The following is a 22,725-nucleotide window of genomic DNA, read 5'->3' on the forward strand; positions in this document are numbered from 1 at the left end:
CTGAGGCTGCTGAATAACATTCTTTTCGGTTAATCTAGATTGGCTGTAAATTTCTATATTGATAGAGCCATGGTGGGGCAAAATTGCATCAAATTAGAAAGTGACTATTTTACCTGTAAGTGTGAAATATTGTAACGAAATTCAAATATAAAATTTTGTTATCCAAAAAAATTTTATTTTAGAATATAACTATAGTTATCATATATCAACATAACCGCACTATCTATTGTTGTTTGACCAGTCTCAGTGAAAGCTTTTTATATTAAGTGAATTGAAATAGCAGTAGGTTTATTTTTTTTTTGCTATTATCCAAAAGCTCAGCTAATCTGTGGCAATAAATTTCTGTATCTTTAATGCATTATGCCATCATTTGTCCTCAGCTCGGCTGATATCAGTAATTGACTTTTACCTTACGTCAGGGTTTAGCCTGAAGCATTCTCAGGCTATTTTAGATAAGGCTTACTATGCACCAACACAATCGTACTCATGAGCACACTCATGAAAGCGGGCATCACCATCATCTTGGAGCACACGCCGCGGATAAGCAGGTGCTGCGTGTTTCATTGTTGGTTATCGGGGCTTATATGCTGGTGGAAATCATCGGTGGCTGGTTAACCAATAGTCTAGCGCTGCTTTCCGATGCCGGCCATATGTTTTCCGATGCGCTAGCACTGGCATTGTCTCTAATAGCATTTCATCTGAGTGAACGGCCGGTTAATCAGCGGCAGACATTCGGTTATAAGCGTTTTGAGATTATTGCCGCAGCCGTTAACGGCATCGCACTGATGGTGATTGCAGTATTGATTGTCTATGAAGCCATTGGCCGTTTCGTTAATCCACCAGCCATTGCTACTCGTGGCATGCTGATTATCAGTGTCTTGGGTTTGCTGGTGAATATCGCTATCGCGTGGTATATGCATCGAAGTACTGAGACCGAGCATAATGTAAATATGCGCGGTGCTTTTTTACATGTGCTGGGTGATTTACTCGGATCTGTAGGGGCGATCGTTGCGGCCATACTCATGATGCTGTTCGGCTGGCGTTGGGCAGACCCGTTGGCCAGTGTAGTAGTGGCCTGTTTGATTGCTTACAGTGGTATCGGTATTCTGAAAACAACATTGCGTATTCTAATGGAAGGAACCCCAGACGACATCGAACTTGAGCAGCTAGGCAATGTGATATTGGCCATGCCAGGAATCAAGGCCGTGCATGATTTACATGCATGGACAATTACCAGTAATATGAACGCATTGTCTTGTCATATCGTTGTGGATGGTACCATTACCGTTGCCGAAGCAGAGAAACTAGTGAATGAGCTTGCCTCTGTTCTGCTCAAACATGATATCCATCATGTAACAGTACAGACGGAAAGCAATGCCCATACGCACAGTGACAATTTGTTATGCTGCATGCCTTCTGTTGCTCATCAACATGCACATTAATACAATACATGCAGCTCATGGATGGAAACGAAATCATGATTAAAGCGGTATTATTTGATTTAGATGGCACACTTGCAGATACTGCCCCAGATTTGGGTACCACTCTCAACCGAGTTTTGGAAAAGCAGCATCTGCCGCAAAAAAGCATGACCGAAATTCGACCGGTAGCCAGCCATGGTGCTTCCGGCCTGATCACGCTAGGAACTGGATGGCAACCGGATCATCCTGAATTTGCCACTTTGCGGCGTGATTTTCTGGCCGAATACGAGCTGCACTTTACTGATGAAACTGTATTGTTTGGAGGTGTCAATGAGCTTTTGCTCAAGTTAGCTGAGCAAAATATTGTCTGGGGCATTATTACCAACAAACCACATGTGTTTACTGACCGCCTGCTTCCAAAATTAGAATATAGTGTTAAACCATCTGTAGTTGTAAGTGGTGATACCACCAGCGCTCCCAAGCCCAGCACCATACCGATGTTTTACGCCTGCAGACAAATCGGTGTGGCACCGGAAAATTGTATGTATGTTGGTGATGCTGAACGTGATATGCAAGCAGGACGTCAAGCCGGTATGATTACCGTATTGGCAAACTGGGGTTACATCAGTGCCACAGACGATACAGCGAGTTGGCCAGCTGATTATGTGATTGAGAAGCCTGAACAAATTCTCAAATTATTAAAATAAATAATTTTTTAGATGTATTTCAAGGGGGTTAATAATGAAAATCATCGGTTTAATTGGCGGCATGAGCTGGGAAAGTTCTGCGGAATATTACCGCATGATAAATGAGCAGGTACGTGATCGACTAGGCAGTACCCATTCAGCTCAAAGCATTATGTTGTCTGTTGATTTCGCAGAAATAGAAGCGTTACAGCATCAGGGTCAGTGGGATAAGTTGGCTGAAAAAATGTGCCATGCCGCGCGTCAGTTGCAGCAGGGCGGTGCAGAATGTATCGTTATTTGCACCAACACCATGCATCGTATGGCGGAGCAAGTGCAAAACAGTGTTTGCATTCCATTGCTACACATAGCCGATGCTACTGCCGAACAAATTTGCCGCCAAAAACTTCGCAAAGTCGGGTTGCTGGGTACGGAATTTACCATGAAGCAGGACTTCTACAAAGGACGGCTCACCGATAAATATGGTTTGCAGGTACTGATTCCAAATGATCATGATTGCCAAACAGTGCATAAAATCATATATAACGAACTGGTGTCCGGCATTATTCGTGAAGAGTCGCGCCAGCAGTATCGGCAGATTATTCAACATTTGGTAGATGCGGGAGCAGAGGCCATAATTCTTGGTTGTACTGAAATCATGTTGCTGGTATCTGAAGCAGATAGTCCGGTGCCTGTTTTTGATACAACTGCCATCCACGCTACTGCGGCCGTGAACTGGGCACTGGCAGATAAGCAATAATAGCCCTTTCGTACAATAAACCTTTAGAAGGAAAGTCAAAGCCGGTTACTTATCCAAATATCCGGCTTGTTTACTATTCAATTAGTTTCACTCAGGCGGTTTCTCAGCCAGCGTACAGCTGGGGCAATTTCACCGGCACATAAACCAATAGGGCCAATTTCATTGGCAGCAAGGATATCGGCAGCTGTACCATGTAACCACACACCAGCATAAACGGCTTGCTCCAATGGTATTTGTTGCGCCAATAGACTTCCGATAATTCCGGCGAGCACATCTCCACTGCCAGCCGTAGCTAGCCCGGGATTGCCACTGTTATTCTGCCAAACTTGCCCGTTAGGTGAAGCGATCAGGCTTTGATGTCCTTTCAAAACAACCCATGCATTATATTTTGCTGCCAATCGGCATACTGCTTGGTTGCGGTTTCCTTGTATTTCACTGATGCTGCATTGCAGCAAGCGAGAGGCTTCTCCGGGATGAGGTGTCAGTATAATATTGTGTTTATTCTTTCTACCGGTCAGGATATCTGGCTGCTGTGCCAGCAGATTAAGCGCATCTGCATCCAACAACGTAACTATATTGTGTTGTTGCAGGCATGCTGTCAGTACTGATACAGCCGATTCTTGTGTGCCCAAACCACAACCGATTACCCATGCACTAATGTCTGAGCGTTGCAGCAGTTGCTCAGCAGTAGCTAGCATAATTTCCGGCTGTTGTGCCAGTACCGGTAAGGGTAAAAAAGGCTGGTTAAAGCCTAGCCAGACTTTACCGCATCCACAATGCAAAGCTGCTACAGCCGACAAAGAAACCGATCCAGCCATGCCTTCAGCGCCACCAATAATACCCAGTGTACCAAAGGTACCTTTATGGCTTTCTGCAGGACGAGGTTGGCATATAGCAGGAAACTGACTGCGTGCCAGCCGCTGCCATTGGCGTAATAATTCCCTGTCAGTCCTGAATGTGTTCATTATCTCTTCACTATATGTATTGTTTACCTGTAATTTTTAGGCCGTTACTACATTGTCTTGTTCAGCACAGAAGCTGGTCTAGCAGTGCATTTTTTAACTGTAATTGCTGCTGGGTATCTGCTAGATGGGGCGCATACACCAGAAAGCTGTCTTCTACACGTTCGTCCAATGTGGTGATTTTGGCAAATCGGATGCTGATATTCAGCTCTGATAACACTGCGGCAATATTGGCCAATAAAAAGCGTCGATTAGCCGTAATGATGTGTAAATTATACCAGCCAGGGTTATCTTCCTCATCGATGGTAATGCGGGGCGCTATCGGCATATGCCTGCTGCGCCGGCTCAGACTAGCCGGAGTGGCAGCACTCATCGACAGATTGCCATTCACAAACTGGTTTAGTGCCAGCTCAGTTTTATTCTGAATACTGAGGTAATCAGCAGTGCTGAGGCCAGATGGAAATTGTAGAATAAAAGTATCCAGAATAAAGTTGTGGTCGGTAATATAAGCACGCGCAGTCAGGATATTCATTCCTGCCTCACTAAACACTGAAGCCAGCTCTGTAAAGAGTTTTGGCCGGTTTGGCATATAAACCATCACTTTTAATGTATTTGTATCCGGAAGCCACTGACTATGTGCCTGTGGCTGCTGCTCATAATTGATGATTTTGGACAAATGCCACAAAATATCCTGCCATTCATGGCGTGCAAAATACGCCTGCCCGAGAATATGCCACAGTTCACGCTGCTGTGACTCGCTGATTTGATACTGGCTTAATTCATGCATCGCCTGCTGACGCCGGTCAAGAATGGCTGTCTGCCGGTTACTCTGTCTACCGTTTAGGTAATGCAGTGCGGCTTTATATAAACTTTCCAGTAGGCTGGCTTTCCATGAATTCCAGATTTTTGGATTAGTACCGCGAATATCTGCAACCGTAAGCAAATACAATGCGGTCAACCGTTCAATTGTTTTAACTTGATTACTAAATCGAGCTACTACTTCAGGGTCTTGAATATCTTCTTTTTGCGCAGTCATCGACATCAACAGGTGCTGTTCCACCAACCATGCAAGCAAATCACTTTCCTCTGCATCCAGAAAATGATCTTTTGCAAAGGAACGTGCATCAGCTACGCCTTTCACGGCGTGATCGCCGCCACGTCCTTTAGCTATATCATGAAACAATGCCGCCATATATAAAATGTGCTTGCGTTCAAAAGCATGCATCAAAGTAGAAGCAAATGGCTGTTCATGGCTGTGTCGTTCCATAGCCAAACGGCGCATATTACGCACCACCATTAAAATATGGTCGTCTACCGGATAGATATGAAACAGGTCGTGTTGCAGTAAACCCACAATTTTTTCCCACGCCGGCAGATACTTGCCTAGCACACCATACAGATTGATAAATCTAAGTAAGTGCGTCAGACCATTGCCATGCCGGAAGAAGCCAGCAAAGCATTCGCGATTGATTGGATTCTGATAAAACGCTTCATTCACTTGCTGATGAGCTGCAGCCCACCATGCTCGCAGGGTTTTTGGTGCCAGACCAATAATATCGCTGTGTTCCTGTGCAATCCGCAGACTGATAAAAATATGCTCCGGCTTATGCCGAAAAAGCTCAAGGTTGTGTACCGCCAGCATATTGCCAACTTGATAATAATGTTCATCCAGCTCCACAACTACGCGAGGCAACGTGGCATAGACGCGGTCTCGCAGCATCGGCACCAGAATGCCACTGAGTTGTTTTACACCTTTAATGGCGCGGTAAAAATCATGCATCAGCTTTTCACTGGCACGTGAATTTGTATCATCCACATATCCCAGATTTTCTGCCACCTGTGTCTGAAGGTCGAAAATCAGCCGGTCTTCAGCTCGTTTTGCGGTCAAATGCAGCTCAATGCGGATTCTGGCAAGCTGCTTCTGGCAGCTGAGTAGCAATCTTGCCTCGGTGCGGTTTAGAATGGCATTACGCATCAAATCATGAATCTGGGGCGGTAGTCCCTGTACTTTTGCCAGCCACAATAAAGTATGAATATCACGTAAACCACCCTGAGTCGTTTTTACATTAGCTTCTAACAAGCTGGCTTCACCAGAAGCTTTTGTATAACGTTGGCTCTGCTCCAGTATTTTACCTTCTGTAAATGCAGCGACATCACGCTGTAAATCCAGTTGATGGATTAACTCTGTCGCCAGCTGCCGGCTGCCACACAAATAATGGCTTTCTAGCAATGCGGAATCGCCGGTTAAATCCTGCCGTGCGCTTTCGCATAATTCATCAATCGTACCTACTTTGGCAGCAGGTTGCAGATGAATGTCCCACAAAATCTGAATAAATGCAGCGATCTGATGTTGCAACATATCACTGACTGGCTCTCTACTAACAATAGCCATATCCACGTCTGAATATGGATACATCTCACCACGGCCGAAACCACCTATTGCCAGTAAACATAATTCCTGCTCGGCAAAAAAGTGCTGCCACAAAGTAGTCAGTATTTCAGAAATAATTTGCGTGTGCTGGCGGAAGTAAACAAAGGGATGCTTCCGTCGCCGGTAAGTTTCGGCAGCCTGCTGTTTATGCAGTTTTAATTTATCGGCCAGAGAAGTAACCAACGTTGCAACTACCATAATTAATAGCCATTAGATTGTGATTGACGATAAGCATTCTGCAATGGGCTGATTTGATGTAGCCGCGCTCGTTCTATAGCATGCGCAATATGTTGCGGATTATCAGAAGCTCGTGCAATGGCCGCAGCATCAACTGCCATGGCTGCCGACTGTAATGCCAGCCAGTGTTGCTGCTGCGGATAAGGTTGTTGCTCAAAACCCAGCCGACCACGGACATCGGCCACACAGACTCGCAGAATTTGAGCAAAGCGTTGTGGACGCCGTAACGCATCAGTTTGCTTGAGAATCTCCAAAACAGTTTTGGGTTTCAACTGTCCCACACTGTGCAGCCTGATGTGATAGCTGCATATCAGTAAAGCTAACTGGGCACAGGCTTTGGGAACCTGCCAGCGCTGATTAACAGCTTCCACTAGCTTGATTCCAGCATAATCGTGTCCAGGATGACCAGGTAGCTTATCCTTAGGAGTTAACGCTTTACCTAAATCATGGGTGAGGGCTGCATAACGTTCGGGTAATGAATAATCGTGTTCCGCAGCATACTGAAGGCTTAGTAGCGTGTGCTCACCCGCATCTATTTCTGGATGATGCACAGCTCGTTGTGGTACCCCAAACAAAGCATCTACTTCTGGCAGAATAATTTTCAGGGCACCGCAGGCACGCAAAACTTCAATCATCAGACGCGGCTGGTTTTCCATCAATCCCTTAGCCAGTTCCTGCCATACTCTTTCTGCGACCAGTGCGTTGACTTCCCCGTTGTCCACCATTTGTCGCATCAACCCCATGGTTTCATCTGCTACCTGAAAGCCATAACGAGCCGCAAAGCGGGCAATGCGCAGAATGCGCACTGGGTCTTCAGCAAAAGCAGGGCTAACATGGCGCAAAATTCCACGACGTAAGTCTTCCAGACCATGATAAGGGTCAATCAGATGGCCTTCAGAATCCTCTGCCATTGCATTGATGGTTAAATCACGCCGTTTTAAATCCTGCTCCAGCGTCACATCTGCTGCTGCATGGAAAGTAAATCCACTGTAGCCTGCGGCGACTTTGCGTTCTGTACGCGCCAGCGCATATTCTTCGTGTGTTTGCGGATGTAGAAACACCGGAAAATCTTTGCCCACCGGCTGATAGCCAGCCTCAGACATTTCTACTGCCGTGGCACCCACTACTACCCAGTCGCGGTCAGACACAGGACGCTGCAAATATTTATCTCTTACCGCACCACCAACCAAATAAATCTGCATATGAAAATATCAGTCGAAAACAGAAGTCAATTGTGCCGTACTCCTGCCCAATTGTTAACCGCTTTTTGCATTCCCTCAAACTGTCCACCTGTCTTAAGCAGCAAAACTACAGAGAGAAAACAGAAATTACCAGCCGTATCACCAACAGCGCTTATTCATCGGCAAATGTGTGTATTTCATTATCAGTTTACATCATGATGGCCGGCACAATCATAGCCAGACCAGGGAAAAACGGTACTGTAGCAAAAGCGATAATCAGTAAGCGTTTAAACATCGTTTCCTGCTGTTTTTCATCCGTAACACTCACAACAAGTGTGCCTGCAATATGAATCGGATTAACCACACTCAGCATAGCCGGAGCCGCACAAGCTGCTAGAATCAGGGAAATCTGTGGTGAGTCTCCGAAAATCGTGAATACCATCGGAATCATCAGACTGATTACACCAAGAGTAGACGATTCAACATTACTGAGGAAGGTGGTCAGATAGGCCAGCATAAACAATAGCGCAATTTTACTGCTGGTCATACTCAATAGTCCCTGTTCTACAGCTTTCATGGTATCAATCTGCATCATCGTACCGATAAAAACCAAAAGCCCGCTGATTACTACTACCGCATTCCAAGGAATCTTTTTCACAAAATCCTTACTGTTTTTAGGGAAAAACAGCATCATCACCACAGCTAACGTTAATGCAGTTAAACCAACATTAGCCTTAGCAAAAATCACCAGAAACAGAAAAATCAGCACCGCAATTGTCGAACAAAGTGCATAAAAAGGCTGCAATTGATGATTATCACAACTTTCCTGAGTCACAGGTTTAAGTAACAGATAACCCTTTTTGCCCTTGTTCACTTCGGATACATCAACTACCCGTTTATCTTGGAAAACTATCTGTAAAGCGATAACCAGCACAAAACTGAGCACCATCCCCAGAAACCATACTAGCCATGGGCTATAGATGACTTGAGCTTTTTTTGCTGCCTCAAGAATAACCTGTCCAGTGGGATTAATAGGAGACAGAGCTCCAGTATTCGCCCCGATGATTGCAGCCATTTCACAGATAAAAAATAATCGGGGATGTTTTCTGCCCAGAGCTGCTATTATAGGAACCAGCAAAGTAATCGAAGCAGTAGAAAACGCGCCGGCTGTAGAAATGGCAAAACCGATAAAATAGCCTATCCATGGTACCAAATGGGTTCGATGTCCCATTTTTGAGTATACCTTATCGGTAAACCAACTCAGCCCACCGCTTTTTTCCAAATGGGCAAACAACAAAGATACACCAATGAGCAGCGTCACAATGGCACCGGGAAAATGATTCAGCACTGCCTTACTGCTTAGCACTGTCTCAGCAGCGGAACCATCTGCACCTAAAGCAGAGACCATCACCATTACAGCTGCTGCACTGAACCCTAGCAAACCAATATTGACATGTCGCCAGACAGCCAGAATTAAAATCACAACCAGTAATACGAGCGATAATATCTGTGGTAAGTTCATAAGTAGTCCTGATTTGTTATCATTCTGAAAAGAAAAGTTGCGTTGAAATTCACACTAATCAAACAAAATTTAAATTTATTCAGCTTTCAGTATGTTTCTTACAGCAAAATAGGAAGATAAATGTGTTTATCGTTATAAAGTATCTAGGTAAAATAAACAAACAAAAATTAACTTAATCACTAATTTTTGGAATTAAATTAAAAAATAAAGTTTGTTAGCATGAATCAGAAAATAAATAAATTATCAGCTAAATAAGCATTAACTAAGCACCTGCTGCATAATCACAAAATATTTTCTATGCACAAATCCAATCCATCACCCGTAAAACATCAGACTGCCGGTAACATTCAGAACAGAATGGCCGGTAAAATCATTGTGGCACCCGGAATAATCGGTATTGTAAAAAAAGCGATAGTCAGCAGACGCCTAAACATCGCATCCTGTTGCTGCTCATCGGTGTAGCTGACGATTAAGGTGCCGGCAATATGAATCGGGTTGATTACACTCAGCAAAGCTGGTGCCGTACAGGCTGCCAAAATCAGTGGTAAATGTTCAGAGCCACCAAAAATGGTGAAAATCATCGGCGTCATCAAACTAATTACCCCGATAGTCGATGATTCCACATTACTCAGGCAGGTCGTGAGATAAGCAATGATAAATAGCAGAATAATCTGATTGCTTGTCATACTTAGCAAGCTTTCTTCTACAGCCGTCATCGTATGTACTGACATCATTGTCCCAATAAACACCAGCAGTCCGCTAATCACAATCACCGCATTCCAAGGAATTTTTTTAGAAAAATCCTTACTTTGCTGCGGAAACAAAAGCATCATAGCCACAGCCAGCGAAATCGAAGTTAGGCCGACATCAGCATCGGCAAACACCACCAGCACAATAAACAGCAATACAGCCAGAGTGGAGCACACAGCGTAAGAAGGGCACAATTGTTTCTTCTCACTGTTATCCAACGCTATCGGTTTCAACAGGGCCAGCCCACGCCCAGGTTTTTGGCCTTTTGGGCTATCTGTCATTCTTTTAGGGCTAAAAATAAATTGCAAGATCAATACTGTTACAGCACTTACAATCGTTCCCAACATCCAGAGCTGCCAGCCGTTGAAACTCACATTCGCATGGCTGGCAGCATCTTTAATCACCATCCCTACAGGATTAATAGGAGATAATGCCCCAGTATTCGCCCCTACAACAGCCGCCACCTCACAAATAAAAAATATTTTTGGCAAACGTCTGCCCAAAGCAGCCGTAATCGGCACCAGCAAAGTAATGGTAGCCGTAGAAAATGCACCGGCCGTTGAGATAAACAGACCAAACACATAACCCACCCAAGGAATCAGCATCGCATGATTACCAATTGTTTTATAGACCTTATCGGTAATCCAGCTGAGACTGCCACTGCGTTCAAAATGAGCAAAGAGTAAAGACACCCCGATTAACAACGTCACAATAGATCCTGGGAAATGAGCCAATACCGTTTTAGCAGTTAAAGCCTGAGCTTGAGAGGCCATACCACTATCAGGATAAGTCTGTGAAGCCACCAGCATTACGGCAGCTGCACAAAATCCTAATAAACCAATATTTACATGTCGCCAGATAGATAACACCAGTATCAATACCAGCAATACCAAAGACAGTATTTGCAGAAAAGACATAAACAAACCTGATATTTATAAATTATATTTAATCAATATATTCAAACTGGCAAAACATATTTACCAACAAAGCAGCAACTGGGTAGCGACCTTTTCACACTCATTTCCTCAAGTTGTGGCATAAAGCCGATATACTTATACTTTAATTAGTATTAATCATACAGCATAATATTTTTTTATTAAATTATTTAGTCACATATTTCTACAAGCCATGCCATACATAGTCAGGCTAACAAAATCAACGCATACTCAGACAAAACATAGATAGCGTTTCCTGAACATGCAGGCGCTGTTTATCGCTAGATTTATGGCACAATCTTACGAAGATGTTTCACGTCGATTTCAACTGAATTCCAGTCCTTATCTACTTCTCCCTGAATTTCCACGGTATCCTGTGGACCGACGCTTAGTCCGTTCCAACGCTTTTGGTCGATATCCACATCTATTACCCCAGTAGCATCCTTAAACTTATACATATCATCCGAAACACGTTCGGTTATTTTGCCACGCAAAATTACACGACTGTCGTCAGGCAAAGATTTGGCATGAATAACAGTGGTTACAGCGGCATTAGGGTCTTTATATCCACTCTTTTGCGTGGACACAGAAGGACCAGTAAATCCTCCTTGACCGGCAGCTATTAGCGGCATAGAAACCATTGCAATAATTCCAGACAATGCAGTAATTTTTTTCATGGTGATTTCTCTCTACGTTTATCAAAGCTAGTTCTGTTATTGATAGTAAATAACGGTATTAAATATCGACTTTGAAGTAAAGTAAAGAAAATTATATGGCAAATACCTAATATCTGCTGAAAATGCAAAAGAGTATTATGAAAATAGATTTGAAAAATCAGAATATTAACGAAAAAAATAAACAAATATTGGAGACAGCATTTGAGAACGCAGAGATAACAAATAGCTATATTCTAAGCAAGAAATAAGGAAGAAACTGGAGAAGAAATCTAAATAGTAGACAAGAAATGGGATACTAGATTTAAAACATTATATAGTAATATCCATGTAAAAGTTGATTTAGTCAGAAAAGCAGAGTTTCATACTCTTAATTCACGTATCCATCACAGTACAGTTTCAATATCAAAAAAATAAAACAAAAAATTGATATTATTTTTCAATGTTTTAATCTTCTAAGCTATCTGACTGCCACAGATTTTATTTATAAACCCATCAAAAACCACAGCCAGATAGCTGTCTAAGTAAAACTAATGCTTACTGTCTGGTGTTCTGCTTTTCAGTTTCCAGCAATTACCTGCGTGCTGAGTAGGTGGTGCTTTTTCATGATCCTTAATTGTTGCAAAATTTTCCAGAGGATGGCCGTGCTGATCAACTTCTTGATAAATACCACCGTTGGTACCAGAATTATCGCCAGGTTTAAGATTACTCATATACTACTCCTATTCACAATAGTAACCGTGAAACTACGGTGAAGATATTATTCGATGTAATTTAATATAATACAAGTACTTAACATTATTTTAACTTGTTACAATTAAATTAACGGCCCATATTTATCCTTCACCCAGATACAAAGAAACAATCACCTAATATCCCCACAGAATCATTGAAACCAATCAGACCTAGACCATCACAACACTCATGAAAATAACTGATAAATAACCATTAATATCTGTCATCACATTAACTTATAAATAATTTAATAATGAATAAATAAGTTTTTAAAGACGCTTGAAGCATATTTGCTAGAATCAGCATCATTTTCGGTTACAATATTTGTTTGTAAAGAAATCTCCAAGGAAACGTATGGCTTGTGCTCAGGTGTATGATTACCTGCAAACTCAAGGATTAAAATTATCGGCAGACCAAGTGCAGATGGCCATGCTGGCTGCCCAATCGGTTTTAACACTCGCACAGGCCGAAATAGATATGTCAGTAATTTGGTATCAGGAAAATGGTTTTAGTCTTGCAGAAAAACTAGGAGTGAACACCGCATCATTGCATCAGCTTCAGCCTACAGAACTTTTTACTACCAATAACAACAGCACATATACCTTGCGCCAGATGTATTTGGCTTTAGATTCAATAGCCAGCCGTCATCATAATGAAATCTTTGCATTATACTTATATGAGCTGGATGAAATAGCAGGACAATTGTATCGACTGCTTTCCCGTGGTAGCAGCCTGCCAGCACAAATCGTTTGCGGCCAGCAACAGGTGCAGCAGTATTTATTTGCACGTACCGCCACTACCGGCTGGCTGAATCAGGTGAATAATGTCCAGCATTGGCTGAGCGATGGCAGCTTAACTGGCGAGCAGGCTGCTCATTCCCAGCTGGCTATTCCAATTACCAATTCACAGGGGCAAGTACTGGGCGTACTATATGCAGCACACATACAGCCCAATGCTATTACCGAAGCCGAACTGATAGATTGTACAGCATTAGCCATTGTCATTCCTCCATTATTGCAAAACCTGCATCAGGCCATCGAGACTTCCATCAAGAGATAAAAACATGAAAGCAACACAACAAAATCAGATAAAAGATAACAGCCCCGTAAGATTCATTTCCGCATGCCGTTTGCCTACCCAGTGGGGTGAATTCACAATGTACGGTTTTGAAGATGTACGCAATAAACAGGAACACATTGCACTTACAGTAGGTGATGTAAGCAGTGGCGAACCAGTTCTTGGCCGCATCCATTCAGAATGCCTGACCGGTGATGCTCTTTTTTCTAGGCGCTGCGATTGCGGGCCACAGCTAGAAGCAGCCATGAAGGCCGTACAGAAGGCAGGGCGTGGTGTAATTGTCTATTTGCGGCAAGAAGGCAGGGGCATAGGTTTACTCAATAAGATTCGAGCTTACAAGCTTCAGGATGAAGGTATGGATACCGTAGAAGCCAATCTGGCCTTAGGACTGCCTATAGATGCACGTGATTTCAGTCTGGCCAAATATATTCTTGATTATCTTAGCATCGGTTCAGTTCAACTGATGACCAATAACCCGCACAAAGTAGATACCCTCAAAGCATTGGGCATCAACGTAGTCAAGCGCGTACCCTTGCACGTGGGGCAAAATCCTGAAAATCAGCAGTATTTGCACACCAAAATGGAAAAACTAGGCCATTTTGCAAACTAATTAGATTATTATCGCAATAAATATTTGTTTTAAAACTTAAAAAATATACTTTTTATATTAGTTTTAAACGCCCGCTAATCTAAACTTCTTTTCAAGCCAATAAAAAAATTATTTTTCATATTTTAAATAAAAAAAAGCACTTACTACCTAAGCTATTACTCAAGTAGTAAGTGCAGATTAAAGTTATCAATACTAGCTATTTAATTAATTTAATCAAGATAACTTGTTTTCACTTCTCTCCATGACAATCGTTTAATGCTGATCGGACACATTTGAACACCACTTATCACTGGTTTGGATCCATCTGTCATGGCTACCTGAGGAGCGGTTCGTAAACAGCTTGTCTGATTTTCCTTTTGTTTATTTAATGAAGTTTGTTTACCAGAAACGCTGAGAACATTCTTATTACTTCCACCACTAATTTTCATACCTACTAGACTGTCAATGCCAACACTGCTAGCTAGGGGAGTGTTTGGATCATAGATGATATGCGGATCCGATTCAAGCAATGCACCACCTGTTAGAGCATTGAATTGCGTTTTTCTTGTGTAAACATTGGTTTTTTCATTTGTGGTTACCGGCTGACAAGGATCACGTAGCTTATTATCAGAAGAAACTGAATAAGAACGGGTAAGCACCATTCCAGAATATAAAAGCTGTTCTACAGGTGTTACCACACGCTCACCATCGGTATTCAGGTTAAAATACCAGCCTCTGTATTTGTCAGCTGAAAAAGGATTATTACTTAACACACCTGTTCCACCGTTATAGGTCATAACTTGTTGTAGTAAAGAATTTTTACTAACCAGTGGATCAACATTAGGTGTCAGATCATCGTAAATACCATAAATGGTTTGTTGATCCTTATTTTCCAGATCAGACTGATAAATATCACTACCTGTACCGAACACAATAACCACTTTACGATTCGTTTTCTGATCCGTTGAAGAAATATTAGGGTCTTTTTGGGCTTCAAAAATAGCTGGTGCTGTAGTAATAGGAGCGCCCGCTGAAAAGATTTTAGTCGCTTTCCAATTAGCTGGATTTGGGCTACGCAAATCAAAACGGAACATATTACCTGCATAATCACCGGCATAAACAAGATCAGCAACGCCATCACCATCAATATCATAAGCAACCGGACTGGATAACCCACCTGATCCGCCCGGGGCAACCAGCTTGGCTATTTGTTGGCCGGCATGCATTCCAGTTCTGACATAACCAGCAGTACCGACATCTATACCCAATACATCATAAATATACAATGCTGACTCTTCAGATTGTTGAGTTGGCAAGTTACGGTAGTCTTCAGAGTAATTATATCCATTATTAAGGAACGCAGCTTCCCGGATGTGATCCTTAACTGAAACAGCTGAGGCATCTTTATCGGTGTTGACCCGAACACGGGCTACACTAGGGGTACCAATTGTATAGCCAAATTTATTATTTTCTCCGGTGGGCGTCTGGAAAAGAAATACATTTTTATACCAGTCGGAGCTTCCCATATTGTCAGCGCCTATTGGCTTTCCAGAAATCAAATCTTTTCCGCCGATATTAATAGCAAATGCTCCGCGTCCGGCTTGACCCATATTAGAAACCATAAATATCAGTTCAGGTGCACCGCCTCTGTCTTCAGTTTCATAGACAGAAAAACCACCATTTAATAAAAATCGATGTGGATGTTCACTATCTCTGCCATAATTATTATCAGTTAAATCTTTGTAATAGTGGGCAACAATATCACTACCATCATTACTTTGTCGCTCAATAGCCATAGGCATGAAATTAAATTTCAAATCGTAAGGCCGAGTTTCATTACTAGTAGATTGGAAAACATATACCATACCATCGTTGGCAGAAGTTATCATATACTTCTGATATTCACCGCCATGGCTATCACCACCAATAGTAAGAATGGGATTATCATCAATATCACCGATATTGTGGGTGTCTCCATAATTGTCTTTTTGCTTACGCTCGCGGTAGTTCAGAACAAATCCGTCTTTTTTAATCTCGTTGTCAGCTTTTGAACGGCTAAGCCAAGTAAGCAAACCATTCAACCATTCTGTCTTATTCTTATCATTATCTGGAATTAAAAAATAATTATTATTTAAATCTTTTAATGAATCAGAAAACAAATAAGTGTTTGTACCATCATTCAGCAGCAATTTACGATTAGCATAGCTAGGCCGAATTTCGCAGGATTCATTATCAGAACCATCTATTTTATTAATACAAATCTGACTACTCCAGCCACCAGTTTCAACTTTGATTGTAATTCTGGAGTTGTTAGTTGTTGTACTTGAAATACCTACAGAAGGGGCGGTAGTGGTAACATTTACTGTAGTAGTGGTTGTTTTTCCTTTTATTTCCTCAAAAATCTTTTTAAAAGCTTCATTAATCTCCTCCAACGAATTTGCATTGAAAAAGTACCTAGCATTTGGGTTAGTTTTGGGGTCATAGTCAGGCTTTGGAGAAGCACCATTTAACAAATATGCTATTGCTCTTGATTGGTCAGTTGACAAAGCTCTGCTTCCCAGTCCCACACCTATAGTGAATGTTTGTGCTGTCTGAGTAAAATTTTTTGTGTGTCCAGGTTTATCGCCCAGTGGATCCGGTCCATTCCATGGTTGACCAGCTTCATCAACTGATCTTTTATCTGTAAACTTATTGGTATTTACCTGATAACCACCACCATAGTTGTTAACAAAATCTTTGGAATAAATGTAATCACCAAAATTTTTGTTTGCCAAAGTATTGGTGTAGTAATTGAGCAAATTAAACCGATTATTTATGTTTACGAGGGCACCATCTGGTCTGATATTGCTTCCATCGAAATAACCATCATAACCATAATTAAGTCGTCCGGCAAAATAAGTAGAATCAGTTATCGGAAGTGTACCGGCATCCAGACCATCAGTTAATAGGATTAAATAAGATTTCTGACAACGATATCTCAATTTGTTCATCACTGTATTGCGTACAACAGCGTTTAACCTTAGGGCTGTGGGTGTGCCTCCCGATGCTCTTAATCCTCGAATAGATTGCGCTTTGTTTCCGATTATATGATCTTTAATAAACTGGTAATCTTTAAGCTCAGAGGTATCGTAAAATTTGTTGTAGTCTGGAGTAATATATGCAGGATATGATCCATTAGGATTTTTTTCTAAATCAGCCCAGTTATTCATTGGTTGGAGACTGAAATAAAATTCATTTTTATTGGTGTCAACAATATCTGATAATACTCTTTGTACCATCATCATTTTGGTTGTTCTCTTGTCACCATCGATACCGATAGCTTTACAGTAACCATAAAAAGTCCATTTGTGTTCATTTACAGGTAAACTGGGATCATCAATTTGCTCATTTAGTCTAGCTAAATCTGGAAATCCCGTAACCATATTATTCTCTCCGCTCCATCCGCTGGTCGGACCCCAGTTAGAACATTTTTTGGTGTTTGGGTTTAATCTTTGACAGGTGTATGTACGATACTGACATTTATAACCGATTGAATCGCCCATACTACCCGAATCATCGATATACAAAGTAATATTAGGTTTTATGTTATAAGCAGTTGTGGTAGTAGATTTGCTTTGTAAACGCAGAGGAACATCAGCAAAGATATTAGATGCTGCTTGAGTTTGCAGCATAATTAAACTCAAAGCCCCAGCTACGGCTTTGAATATAATTCTTTTACCAAAGCCACAACTGGAATTTTCTTCCCTTGTGATTTTATTATACATAGGGTTGTTCTCCGATTAATATAACTGCAAATATTAAATTTGAAATTGATTACATACAATCAACAGTTAAACATATATATTTTCATATTATTACTTTTAAAGAAATGTGTAATAAAATAAATTTAAAACATTGTTATGTAAATATACATTCAACTAAAAATTCACTTAGCACTCAAATCTTCAATAATTGCTGAGATCATGATTGCTTTAGATTTAGAAAAGCCGGTTTTCAATTCTAAATTGCTACTTTATTCATACCTTACCTTGTTACTTGGGCAGCTGGTTAAATTTTATGAAGATATTGTCTTCTAAACTACTTAAAATGTGAAAATATTTTTCAAAATTAAGTATATTTTATAAAAACTAATATATGATAATATAGGTATAAAAACTGTTTAAGTCAATTGATTTGAATTAAATATTATTTACAGAAATTATCAGTTTAATTACATTCCTATTTGAATCTAAATAATCAAAAAACTGTCAGGCGATTAATTTATGGTATGTTTTAATAAAGTATTAAATTATTGATATCGTCGACATTTACCGAAACGTATTTGAAAATAATTGCTCAATGTAATAATTTGCCAAAAAAGAATCAGACAAATTCATACAGTATGAAAAAAAATAAAGCAGATTATATTCTGAATATAATCTGCCTGTTAAAACGAATAAACTGTTAAAGCAAACTTGGATTTAATTAATGATAGCTGGTTCTTATTTCACGCCATGAAAGTTGCTTAATGCTGATAGGACAGCGTGGTACATTTACTGTTAATTTTTCTCCATCGGTTGTGGCGGCCACTACAGCTGCACGTGAGCAACTATCTGGGAGAGGCGTTTTTTCACTTAGTGGCTTTTGGGTAGCCGATCCACCTATATCAATAGCATTATAGCCTAATACTATAAAACCAAAAGGTCCTTCTTTGTTGACACTTGCGCCTGCTGGTGCATGTTCATCAAACACAAAGTTGGGATCTGAAATCTGTAATGCACCTCCATTTCTTACATTATACTGGATTTTGCCTGTGATGACTGAGGTGCGCTGTGTTGTGGTAGTTACTTTACATGGATCAGGAAGTTTATTTTCTTTTTTCACGTTGTACGTGCGTGAAAGGACAGCTCCGGCATAAGATACTATCACTGGTTTCGTGACTACACGTTCTCCAGTGTTGTTTTGCAGTTGAAAATACCAGCCGCGGTGAACTTTTGGGTTTAATGGGTAATTACTCAGTAGTCTATAATGCTCTTTTTGAATAAATTCCTGTTTTAACAAATTATTTTTATTTATTTCTTCTACTTGTGTCTGATTTAAATTGTCGTAGATTCCATAAACTGATTGCTGCTGTTTGTTATTCAAGTCTGATTGATAAATATCACTTCCAGTGCCAAACGTGATAATCGCGGTTTGACTGGTACTGTGATTTTGTCCGGGTGTCTGTATCAAAACTACACCTGTTGCTGAAGTAATAGGAGCATCAGCAGTAAAAATTTTATGCACTTTCCAGTTGGCCGGATTAGGGGAACGCAAATCAAAGCGATAGAGATTTCCTCCATAGTCGCCAGCGTAAACAATGTCGGCTATGCCATCACCATCGATATCAATAACGGTGGGACTGGATAGACCGCCTTTACTATTTGGTGCAGTCAGTTTAGCAATCAATTCCCCTTTTTTTGTGCCAGTGCGTGCGTAAGCTTTGGTGCCTACATCGATTCCGAGAATATCGTAAATATATAATGCCGATTCAGGGGAGGGTTTGGCGCTTATATCCTGAGCCAGAGTTGAGGAGTAGTTGTAACCATTGCTGATGAATGCTGCCTGACGAATGTGGTCGGTTATAGATGTATCCGATGCGTTGGCTGCCTTGTTTACGCGTACACGGGCAATTGCAGGTGTGCCAACGGTATATCCGAATTGGTTGTCTTTTCCGCTAGGAGTCTGAAACAGAAATACATCTTGATACCAATTAGATGAATTCATATTTTCTGCAGCAAGAGGACGGCCAGTTATGACATCATGCCCGCCGATGTTGATACCAAAGGCGCCGCGCCCAGCCTGTCCTAAAGTAGAAACCATAAAAATTTGTTGTGGGCGATTGTTGCTGCCATCAGTCTGTTGTACGACCATACCGCCGTTGAGGAGGTAGCGATGGGGGTAGGAATCGTTAGAACCGTATTTTTTACTGGTTAAATCTTTATAGTAATGAGCGATCAAATCAGAACCATTGTTACTTTGTCTTTCGATGCCCATTGGCATGTAGTTGAATTTTAAATCATACGGGTGGTTTGAACTGTTGCTTGAGCGAAATACGTAGACCATGCCGTCGTTGGCTGAGGTAATCAGGTATTGCTGGCGATTGTTTTCAATATTGCCGGCGGTAAGAATTGGGTTGTCGATGATATCGCCGATATCTCGGGTATTGCCAAAATCTTTCAACGGACGACGGGTGCGATAATCCAATACAAAATCATTGTTTTTGAGTGTTGAATCGGTAAGAGAGCGGTTTAACCAAGCCAGTAAACCGTCGCGCCATTCTAAACGGTTTTTATTATTGTTGCTGATTTTAAATGTGCTGTTGTTTAAAGTGTTTAAATTGCCATCAAAGAGATAGGTGTTTTTGCCATCATTCAGTAGCAATTGCCGGTTATCAAAGGATGGCTGCATAGGGCAGGTATCGTTGTTATTTTTTTTATTGAGATCTGATATACAGATGCGGCTGCTCCATGCTCCGGTTTCGACTTTGGCGGTAATGGACAAATTGCCGATACTGGTGTTAGATATGGCAATGGTGGGAGCAGTAGTGGTGGTTTGAATGGTAGAAGCTGTCATTTCTCCTTTAATGGTTTTAAAAATTTTGTCAAAGGCACTGATAATTTCATCACGAGAATTGGCGTTGAAAAAGCGCCCTTTAGGATTGTTTTTTTCATTAAATTCACCACTAGGTGTGGCACCGTTTTCCAGATAAGGAATGGCTATTTTGGCTTCATTGGTATTACGCTGGCCTAAACCTACACCAATGGTAAAGGTCTGCGCAGTTTGAACAAAGCGTTTACCGGTTTTGGGGTCAACTTCATCCCATGGTTGGCCTGCTTCATCGGTTTTTCTTCTAACTGGTGATGCATTAATGGATCGGCCACTGGAATTATAATAATCCTTGGTGTAGATATAGTTGCCAAAGTTAGAATTATTGAGCCTGTCTGTGTAGTATTTCAGACGAAATGGTTTGTTGATGTTGTGATTGCGTGTCAGAAAATTGAGGCGCTCATTTTCACTGCTGTAATCACGGTCGAAATAAGCATCGTAGCGTGAGTCTTTGCTGTTATTGTAGTTTTTGTCGGATACGGAGTAGGTATTGTCTGCCTCGCCATCACTCAACAGAATGATATAGGATTTTTGACAACGGTATTTAAGTTTGTTTATCACTAGATTACGGGCGATGACAGGAAACTGGCGTGTGGTTGGTGTATCACACGGAGTTTCAAGTTTTTTAATATTGTCCAGCATGTTCTGGTAATTGTCGGGATCTGAAGTGTCATAAAATTTGTTGAATTTTTTTTGGTCACCTGTACCGCACATGGGTCGAAAAGCAAAATACATATCATCATGATAGTTATTGATGATGTCTGTTAATACTTCTTTTACTGAATCGATACGACGATAGGTGTCGCAGCTATAGCGGACTTCTGAGGTATTTTTGGGTTTCACGTTAAAACCGTATTCATAGCCAGCAAAAGGTGGCCAGTAGCCACCTTTTCCATCTGGATTAGGTACCCACTTACTTACACGACATTTGTATGTAATGGGTACAATGTTCATAGACATACTGCCGGAATCGTCGATGTAGAATGTGATATTGGGTTTAACGCTGTAGGATGAGGTGGTAATCGATTTGCTTTGTAAGTGTAAAGGGATATTGGCAAAGATATTGGCCGAGGCTGAGACTGAGGAGTAGGACAGTAAGCTCAAGATTCCCAGAATAGTACATCGCAGAGTTTGATAAAGTTGCTCTTTTCTGGTTTGTTGATTGTGAATGGCTTCAGGTTGCTGGTTCATAAGTTTCCTGCGTTTGATGAGATCTGTTTTTAGCCAGCTGATTAACTTGTGCAAGGTGAACAGAGAGAAGTAATAAAAAAATATTTAGAAGGGCTGATTTTTATCCTGACATTTATGCTGGATACTATCCAGACATGAGTAATCATTCAGTTTGAAGGTATGTATGTGGTCCGTTAGACAGTAGGTTGGTAGCTGAAACGTTTGCCGGTGTTTTATATTCCAAAAGAATTTTTAAGCAATTTTATGCTCATGGATGCTAACCTGAATAAAAATAATCTTTTAATTTATTTTAGAAGTAAACAGATTAACTTTGCTTAGATAGAGCCAATAAATTAATGTAAAGGATAAATTAATCGATATTTATTAAAATTTTATTGCGTATTTTATATTTATTAATATGTTTATTGTGTAGTTTAAGATTGTATTTAGTTTTTACTTTAGTTTGATTTTCGATTTCAATAATGAATTATTAAATCCTTTTTTATCTATATTGGCAATTTTATTGCTTACTGCACATTTATACATGTTTTGTTTTGTTAATTTTGCAGTTCGATATTGATGATCAGCTGAGCTTAGTTAGCCCCTGAACAAAAAACTGGTATGGCTGTAATGTTGTGGGATGATGGATAAAAAGACAATTAATAGATTAGTGTGTGAGCCATGTATGGCTGTGGTAAGGTTGTTTTAAATTGGTTGTATCTTCAAATTGAATTATAATTTTATTGTTACAGAATGATTTAATGTATAAGTCATATTTCTACTTTAATAATTATATCTATAAAAAACATATAACTAGCTAATATGTGTTTGCTAATTTAAAAAATAGCTTGCTGAAGTGTTGGCACTGTGATTAAATACGCGCCTCAACAGCACAGGGTGATTAGCTCAGTTGGTAGAGCGTCTGCCTTACAAGCAGAATGTCGGCGGTTCGACTCCGTCATCACCCACCA

General features: G+C 40.9%; 14 protein-coding genes and 1 tRNA gene. 6 read left to right on the forward strand and 9 right to left on the reverse strand.

Translation table 11 applies throughout. From position 1 onward, the window contains the following. The first annotated feature begins 464 nt into the window (after positions 1 to 464). The 3 genes from J3U67_RS00575 to J3U67_RS00585 are packed head-to-tail and all read left to right on the forward strand — an operon-like array spanning position 465 to position 2,864. Positions 465 to 1,442, forward strand: coding sequence for a cation diffusion facilitator family transporter (locus J3U67_RS00575; protein WP_267389960.1), 978 nt, complete (start codon positions 465 to 467; stop codon positions 1,440 to 1,442). 35 nt (positions 1,443 to 1,477) lie between these two features. After that, entirely contained in the window at positions 1,478 to 2,128 is a 651-nt protein-coding gene (locus tag J3U67_RS00580; RefSeq protein ID WP_267389961.1) for an HAD family hydrolase, read from the forward strand. Positions 2,129 to 2,162: 34 nt separating this feature from the next. Continuing rightward, positions 2,163 to 2,864 carry an aspartate/glutamate racemase family protein gene (locus tag J3U67_RS00585; protein ID WP_267389962.1) on the forward strand — a complete coding sequence of 234 codons (702 nt, stop codon included), beginning with the start codon at positions 2,163 to 2,165 and terminating at the stop codon, positions 2,862 to 2,864. A 77-nt stretch (positions 2,865 to 2,941) separates the two neighbouring features. Here J3U67_RS00585 and J3U67_RS00590 read toward each other — a convergent pair whose 3' ends face one another. From J3U67_RS00590 to J3U67_RS00620, 7 genes are all read right to left on the reverse strand, one after another. Then, a complete protein-coding gene (locus J3U67_RS00590) occupies positions 2,942 to 3,829 on the reverse strand; it encodes an NAD(P)H-hydrate dehydratase (protein WP_267403299.1) in 888 nt (295 codons plus the stop codon). A 61-nt stretch (positions 3,830 to 3,890) separates the two neighbouring features. Next, positions 3,891 to 6,440 (reverse strand): [protein-PII] uridylyltransferase, encoded by a 2,550-nt coding sequence (glnD, locus tag J3U67_RS00595; RefSeq protein WP_267403373.1) that lies wholly within the window; start codon positions 6,438 to 6,440, stop codon positions 3,891 to 3,893. A 17-nt stretch (positions 6,441 to 6,457) separates the two neighbouring features. Continuing rightward, entirely contained in the window at positions 6,458 to 7,696 is a 1,239-nt protein-coding gene (locus J3U67_RS00600) for a multifunctional CCA addition/repair protein (RefSeq protein ID WP_267403300.1), read from the reverse strand. A 187-nt stretch (positions 7,697 to 7,883) separates the two neighbouring features. Next, complete coding sequence (locus tag J3U67_RS00605) at positions 7,884 to 9,197, reverse strand: SLC13 family permease (RefSeq protein WP_267403302.1); 1,314 nt, start codon at positions 9,195 to 9,197, stop codon at positions 7,884 to 7,886. A gap of 347 nt (positions 9,198 to 9,544) precedes the next feature. Next, positions 9,545 to 10,864 carry an SLC13 family permease gene (locus tag J3U67_RS00610; protein WP_267403304.1) on the reverse strand — a complete coding sequence of 440 codons (1,320 nt, stop codon included), beginning with the start codon at positions 10,862 to 10,864 and terminating at the stop codon, positions 9,545 to 9,547. Positions 10,865 to 11,169: 305 nt separating this feature from the next. Further along, complete coding sequence (locus J3U67_RS00615; protein ID WP_267403306.1) at positions 11,170 to 11,559, reverse strand: YgiW/YdeI family stress tolerance OB fold protein; 390 nt, start codon at positions 11,557 to 11,559, stop codon at positions 11,170 to 11,172. A 527-nt stretch (positions 11,560 to 12,086) separates the two neighbouring features. After that, positions 12,087 to 12,269, reverse strand: a complete 183-nt coding sequence (locus J3U67_RS00620) for a hypothetical protein (protein WP_100141536.1) — start codon at positions 12,267 to 12,269, stop codon at positions 12,087 to 12,089. Positions 12,270 to 12,645: 376 nt separating this feature from the next. Between J3U67_RS00620 and J3U67_RS00625 the strand changes: the two genes are divergently transcribed. Together J3U67_RS00625 and ribA are read left to right on the forward strand one after the other, a co-directional pair. Next, positions 12,646 to 13,350 (forward strand): GAF domain-containing protein, encoded by a 705-nt coding sequence (locus J3U67_RS00625; RefSeq protein WP_267403308.1) that lies wholly within the window; start codon positions 12,646 to 12,648, stop codon positions 13,348 to 13,350. A 4-nt stretch (positions 13,351 to 13,354) separates the two neighbouring features. Beyond that, the gene (gene ribA / locus J3U67_RS00630; RefSeq protein ID WP_267403310.1) at positions 13,355 to 13,978 is read left to right on the forward strand and encodes a GTP cyclohydrolase II; all 624 of its coding nucleotides are present in this window, start codon (positions 13,355 to 13,357) and stop codon (positions 13,976 to 13,978) included. A 209-nt stretch (positions 13,979 to 14,187) separates the two neighbouring features. Here the strand turns inward: ribA and J3U67_RS00635 are convergent, their stop codons facing one another. Further along, positions 14,188 to 17,721: a PilC/PilY family type IV pilus protein gene (locus J3U67_RS00635; RefSeq protein WP_267403312.1), complete on the reverse strand. Its 3,534-nt coding sequence runs from the start codon at positions 17,719 to 17,721 to the stop codon at positions 14,188 to 14,190. Between the two features lie 700 nt (positions 17,722 to 18,421). Then, complete coding sequence (locus J3U67_RS00640; protein WP_267403314.1) at positions 18,422 to 21,775, reverse strand: PilC/PilY family type IV pilus protein; 3,354 nt, start codon at positions 21,773 to 21,775, stop codon at positions 18,422 to 18,424. Between the two features lie 874 nt (positions 21,776 to 22,649). On the opposite strand from J3U67_RS00640, the gene J3U67_RS00645 reads away from it, so the two are divergent. Beyond that, positions 22,650 to 22,725 (forward strand) — tRNA-Val (locus tag J3U67_RS00645).

The organism is Snodgrassella sp. B3837 (assembly GCF_026535955.1).
Taxonomy (GTDB): domain Bacteria; phylum Pseudomonadota; class Gammaproteobacteria; order Burkholderiales; family Neisseriaceae; genus Snodgrassella; species Snodgrassella alvi_E.

Coding starts and splice junctions, on each gene's coding strand:
- J3U67_RS00575 (WP_267389960.1), top strand. CDS start 465: ATGCACCAACACAATCGTACTCATGAGCACACTCATGAAAGCGGGCAT.
- J3U67_RS00580 (WP_267389961.1), top strand. CDS start 1,478: ATGATTAAAGCGGTATTATTTGATTTAGATGGCACACTTGCAGATACT.
- J3U67_RS00585 (WP_267389962.1), top strand. CDS start 2,163: ATGAAAATCATCGGTTTAATTGGCGGCATGAGCTGGGAAAGTTCTGCG.
- J3U67_RS00590 (WP_267403299.1), bottom strand. CDS start 3,829: ATGAACACATTCAGGACTGACAGGGAATTATTACGCCAATGGCAGCGG.
- J3U67_RS00600 (WP_267403300.1), bottom strand. CDS start 7,696: ATGCAGATTTATTTGGTTGGTGGTGCGGTAAGAGATAAATATTTGCAG.
- J3U67_RS00605 (WP_267403302.1), bottom strand. CDS start 9,197: ATGAACTTACCACAGATATTATCGCTCGTATTACTGGTTGTGATTTTA.
- J3U67_RS00610 (WP_267403304.1), bottom strand. CDS start 10,864: ATGTCTTTTCTGCAAATACTGTCTTTGGTATTGCTGGTATTGATACTG.
- J3U67_RS00615 (WP_267403306.1), bottom strand. CDS start 11,559: ATGAAAAAAATTACTGCATTGTCTGGAATTATTGCAATGGTTTCTATG.
- J3U67_RS00620 (WP_100141536.1), bottom strand. CDS start 12,269: ATGAGTAATCTTAAACCTGGCGATAATTCTGGTACCAACGGTGGTATT.
- J3U67_RS00625 (WP_267403308.1), top strand. CDS start 12,646: ATGGCTTGTGCTCAGGTGTATGATTACCTGCAAACTCAAGGATTAAAA.
- ribA (WP_267403310.1), top strand. CDS start 13,355: ATGAAAGCAACACAACAAAATCAGATAAAAGATAACAGCCCCGTAAGA.
- J3U67_RS00635 (WP_267403312.1), bottom strand. CDS start 17,721: ATGTATAATAAAATCACAAGGGAAGAAAATTCCAGTTGTGGCTTTGGT.
- J3U67_RS00640 (WP_267403314.1), bottom strand. CDS start 21,775: ATGAACCAGCAACCTGAAGCCATTCACAATCAACAAACCAGAAAAGAG.